Raw genomic sequence first — 5,147 nt, 5'->3', positions numbered from 1 at the left:
TCATTCCTGATGAAATCCCTGTATCTATCAGATTTCATTATACATCGTTTATCATGTCAGTGCGTAAGGTGAGTTAGAGGTCATATTATCGGCGGCAGCCTAGGCTATAGCTATGGTAATGCATTTGAAGCGGCAATTAACAAGAAACGCTTTAAATATCAAATCAGCAAAACCGACACCCTCAACTTGAAAAAACTGCTTAAAGGCCGCATTGATATTTTTCCATGCAGTATAGAAGTCTGTGATACCCTCATCAAGCAATTAGGCCCTGAAGAAAAAGCAAAGCTGACGTATTACAAAGAAAAGCCACTAGAGACAACAAGTTATTATTTAATCGTCCCTAAAAAGCTAAGCAATCATAAAAAAATCATCAATAAATTCAATGAAGGACTCAAGTTAATCGACAAATAAAGCTTCACTCACTAAAATAATAACTAAGTCACTCGCCCAAATACTGATCTTTAAGTTTGCTATATTGCTCAGCGCTATAGCTTAAAAACTTAATTTCTTCTTTGGTTAAAGGGCGGATTTTCTTGACCGGTGCGCCGACCCACAGATAACCACTTTCTAAACACTTGCCCGGAGGAACCAATCCACCGGCACCAATCATCGTCAAAGATTCAACCTTCGCACCATCAAGGACCGTCGCCTTCATGCCAATCAAGCAGCGATCTTCTATCGTACACGCATGCAGCGTCGCCTGATGACCTACCGTCACCTCAGCACCGATGATCAAAGGTAAGCCCCTCGGTTGATACACACTGTCATGAGTAACATGCAAGACACTGCCATCTTGAATATTACTACGCGCACCGACGCTGATCTTTTGTACATCCCCTCGCAATACCGCAGCAGGCCAGACTGAGACATCAGCAGCAAGGGTGACATCACCAATAATAGTCGCTGCGCCATCCACATAACAGCCCTCTGTAATCTTTGGGAAAATACCATTAAAAGGTCGCACTGCCATTCTTAATTACCTTTTACCTATCACTATCAATTAATAAAAATAAATATAAATTCATATACCATCAAAAAATCGTACCAGACCAGTCTAACATTTCACAGTGCAAGGACCCAAAGCAAGATAGAAAAAAACAGCTCAATCTGCAAATATGACCTGCTATAGCTTACTATTAATTAAAGGCAATGAAAAAAAGTAATAAAATAAGCACCGGAGGCTATAATGGAAAAAGATTCAATTGACTACAAAGGCTGCCAGGTCATCTATTGGACACATGAGAAAGACGGCTTTTTTATCGCCGAAGCGATTATTCATTGTAACCACCTGGATGATGATAAAATTCCTCATATCAGCGGCAAGGCCTTTACTAATTTGGGCGACGCCGAAAAATATATTCTCAATGAAGCAAAAACATGGATTGATGCGAAAGAGCGCTCAATTGCTAAGCGCCAATAACAGCAAAAACACCCTGAGGGCATGATAATCATTACGCTCAGGGCAGACTAAAACAGACTACCACCCTAAATTAATTATTAAATTAACGCGAATAAAACCAAGCTCAACCAAGCTCAACTAAACTACTGGACTTTAACAAACGTAATGCATTAAAAATAACCAACAACGAGACCCCAATATCAGCGGCCACAGCCAACCACAAACTGGCCACCCCCGCGAGCGCCAGCGCAATAAAAATCACTTTTACACCAATAGCAAAGCTGATATTTTGCTTAATCACTTGCATCACTCGCCGCGAGTGACGAATCAACCACGGTAATTTTTCTAACTCATCTGACATTAAGGCAATGTCTGCCGCTTCAATCGCTGCATCACTACCTACCGCTCCCATCGCAATGCCTAAATCAGCCGTCACTAAGGCCGGTGCATCATTGATGCCATCGCCAATCATGGCAACACAGTGATTTTTCCTATGCAGTGCTTTAATGACACTGACTTTATCTTCAGGCAAAAGCTCAGCGTGTACTTCATCAATCTCGCATAACTGACCCACCGCATCCGCGGTACCTTGATTATCTCCACTGAGTAGAACCGTCTTTAAGCCTAAAGCTTTTAACTGTCTAATCGCACGCTGACTCGCCTCGCGCACCTGATCTGCCACACTGATAACACCACAAATTGCAGTCTCAGTGCCAAGCGCTAAAATCGAATGGCCTGCAGACTCCAACTCCATGATTAACTCATGCAACGCACTCGAGTCCGAACATTGCTTTTTCTCATGCAAAAAGCGATGACTGCCCAGCCAGTAATACTCACCTTCGACATAACCCTCAACACCTTTGCCTTTAATGGCTTTACTCTCTACTGCACGTTTAACGGTTACTCCTGCCATTGCCGCCTTACGCAATACTGCAACCGCCAAGGGGTGCTCACTCTCTGCCTCTAAAGCCGCGGCAACTGTTAACAATCTCTCTTCACTAAAGCCATTAACCGCATATAAACGCTGTACTTCAGGCTGACCTGCGGTCAAGGTGCCGGTTTTATCCAGGGCAATCACATCTAATTTAGCCGGTTGCTCTAAATAAGCCCCGCCCTTGACCAACACACCAGAACGCGCGGCTGCACTTAAGCCTGAAACAATACTGACCGGCGTTGAAATTACCAATGCACAAGGACAGGCGATCACTAAAATCACCAAGGCTTCATAAACCCACACTGACCACAGCGCACTAAAAAACAACGGTGGAACAACTGCAACCAATAAGGCCAGCACCATCATTGCCGGTGTATAGTAACGGGCAAATTTTTCCACCCACTGCTCACTGTTCGCCCGATACGCTTGTGCTTCTTCCACCCGCTTAATAATTTGTGCAAGCGTCGTCTGCTCTGCGCTGCGCGTCACTTTAAACTCAATCACCCCTTCTTCGTTAATCGTCCCGGCATATAAAGCATCTCCAGTTTTCTTCAACACCGCCATGGACTCACCCGTAATCGGCGCTTGATTAACATGCGTTTGCCCTTGAGTGATAACACCATCAAGCGGAATTTTTTCCCCTGGACGAACAATAACAATCGCACCAATTTTCACCTCAGCCACCAGCTTTTCATCAACACCATGATGGGAGCAAACCGTGCGTGCAGTCTCCGGGGCAATTTCAAGCAATGATTTAATGGCATTGCGCGCGCGGCCAACGCTCCAGTTTTCAAGTAATAAAGCGACAGAAAATAAAAAGGTGACTGCCGCAGCCTCAACCCACTGACCAATCAACACCGCTCCAATCACCGCGATCGTCATCAGGACATTAATATCCGCCCGATAACCTTTTAGTGCAATCAGCGCTTTCGGGAAAACATAACGACCACCTGTAATAATCGCAATAATAAATGCGCTGATCGCCACCTTATCCAGCGCCCAGCTCAGCGATTCATGCCCTGCCAGCGCCGTTAAAAAACCATACTGCATACCATTAATCACATAGCCCAATATCAAGGCCAAGCCACTGATAATTGCAAGAATTAAACGGCCATAACGTGGCCAAAAGCCTGTTTTTTGTTGTGAGCCTTGTAAATATTGCTCCCAAGCGACCGCTTTTAAACCCGCTTTAGCAATCGCTGCAACAAGATCACTCTCACCAATCGAACTGTCTACAGACTCTATTGTTAACTTGCCATTAAGCAAATCAAAGCGTAATGCATTTTTATTTTTAACTGTGGGTATCAGTACTTTTTCTAAAGCAGAAACTTCTTCTGCGCAGTCCAAGCCATAGACTTTAAATGTATAACCTTGCATATCTGCTGACCTCACTTTCACTCTCCTGTTTATTATGGGTTCGCTTTAAAAGCCGCTCCACATTCAGGGCAAAAACGCGCAGGCGCTTTCACCCGAGCGCGACACCCTTGACACTGTAAGGTTTGCGATACTAAAGACACACCGCACTGACCACAAAATTTCGAATGGGCCGGATTATCCGCTTGACAGGCTTGACAACGCTCGGTCAATTGCACTGTCTCCATACGTACAGGACGCACATAGGAGTCCTGCTGATGATCCTCTGAATACACTGGCGATCGTCGCGATCTTGAAAAAATTCCACGAAAAAAACCACGCTTTGGCTTACCATGATGACCCATGTTTACTCCTCCAAACTCACTTCTTATCAGCGACAGCATAAACCCTAAACCCTACTTCAGGGTCAAATTTTTATTACTATTATTCTCTAGTTCAAATAACACTGAATAACAGGTAATGATTTATAAATTTATTTTATTGATTTAAATCATGCATTTTTTCATTAAATTAAGAGAATTTTACAAAAATGATTGACAATAAAAAACAAACTAGATTAACCTGAGCAAAAATAATGTTTATTTACAATAAACTAACTATGTCTTAAAATATTAACTCAGGACTATTAACCTACTTTACATTAATTGCAAAGATAAAATCTGCCAGTAATTTAAGCTGATCTGTAAAAGTGCTGACAAAACGAGCCCAAACGATTTAGAGTAAATCCTCACCAGCACAGATTGGGACTAAACAACTAACCTATATCAAATACACAGGATTTGAGCCAACCATTTGATAAATTTACACTAAAATCAATCACCTTAAATACTTAAATAAAAACAAAAATAATCACTTCAATAAAAATAAATTATTTCAATGTGAATTGTTAAATACATTTGACATTTAAAATATTTAAGTAAAAATAAATCATTAAATAATTTTGGGTTAGTCTTAAAAGTTGCTTAATAACTTTATTAGCTATCAACCCCTAAGTTTAATGTTCAATCTATTTAAATTAAAGAAGAAGGCATACCAAAGCATGCTAAGAAAAACCAGAAATGATGTCATCAGGGAAATCGACAGAGCACATGCTCCAGGCGGATCAGGCCAACCCGACTTATGTCATTGGGATTTACAGGGTACCGACTTATCTGGTTTGAATTTATCTTGTGCCAAGATATTTGGGGCTAATTTACAAGATGTTAATTTATCAAATGCCTATTTAAAAGGCACAGAATTTAATGACTCTAATCTAAAAAATGCAAACCTATCAGGCGCATACCTTTTTAAAGCAAAGCTAACTGGCACTGATTTAGAAAATACGAATTTTAAATGGCACGAGTTTCGCACTTTGAGTTTTAATGCTTTAAAATAAAACATTGATGAAGTTGCTAAGTGAGGCAAGGATGTCTAGGCATAAATGTACAAAAGAGATTTATA

At 41.4% G+C, this 5,147-nt stretch carries 6 protein-coding genes; 3 read left to right on the top strand and 3 right to left on the bottom strand.

Features of this window, described 5'->3' with window-relative positions; genetic code table 11:
• Positions 1-186 precede the first annotated feature (186 nt).
• Entirely contained in the window at positions 187-411 is a 225-nt protein-coding gene (locus tag C200_RS04580; protein ID WP_016211607.1) for a type 2 periplasmic-binding domain-containing protein, read from the top strand.
• Between the two features lie 28 nt (positions 412-439).
• Here C200_RS04580 and C200_RS04575 read toward each other — a convergent pair whose 3' ends face one another.
• Positions 440-970, bottom strand: a complete 531-nt coding sequence (locus tag C200_RS04575; RefSeq protein ID WP_016211606.1) for a gamma carbonic anhydrase family protein — start codon at positions 968-970, stop codon at positions 440-442.
• A gap of 216 nt (positions 971-1,186) precedes the next feature.
• Here C200_RS04575 and C200_RS04570 point away from each other — a divergent pair, with 216 nt between their 5' ends.
• Positions 1,187-1,420, top strand: coding sequence for a hypothetical protein (locus tag C200_RS04570; protein ID WP_016211605.1), 234 nt, complete (start codon positions 1,187-1,189; stop codon positions 1,418-1,420).
• Between the two features lie 103 nt (positions 1,421-1,523).
• Here the strand turns inward: C200_RS04570 and C200_RS04565 are convergent, their stop codons facing one another.
• Complete coding sequence (locus C200_RS04565) at positions 1,524-3,725, bottom strand: heavy metal translocating P-type ATPase (RefSeq protein ID WP_016211604.1); 2,202 nt, start codon at positions 3,723-3,725, stop codon at positions 1,524-1,526.
• A gap of 17 nt (positions 3,726-3,742) precedes the next feature.
• Positions 3,743-4,051, bottom strand: coding sequence for a double zinc ribbon domain-containing protein (locus C200_RS04560; RefSeq protein WP_016211609.1), 309 nt, complete (start codon positions 4,049-4,051; stop codon positions 3,743-3,745).
• A gap of 695 nt (positions 4,052-4,746) precedes the next feature.
• On the opposite strand from C200_RS04560, the gene C200_RS14475 reads away from it, so the two are divergent.
• Positions 4,747-5,082, top strand: a complete 336-nt coding sequence (locus C200_RS14475; protein WP_016211608.1) for a pentapeptide repeat-containing protein — start codon at positions 4,747-4,749, stop codon at positions 5,080-5,082.
• Positions 5,083-5,147 lie beyond the last annotated feature (65 nt).

The organism is Piscirickettsia salmonis LF-89 = ATCC VR-1361 (genome assembly GCF_000297215.2).
Classification (GTDB): domain Bacteria; phylum Pseudomonadota; class Gammaproteobacteria; order Piscirickettsiales; family Piscirickettsiaceae; genus Piscirickettsia; species Piscirickettsia salmonis.
The sequence above is the reverse complement of the archived record's forward strand: the minus strand, read 5'-3'. Positions and strand labels throughout refer to the sequence as shown.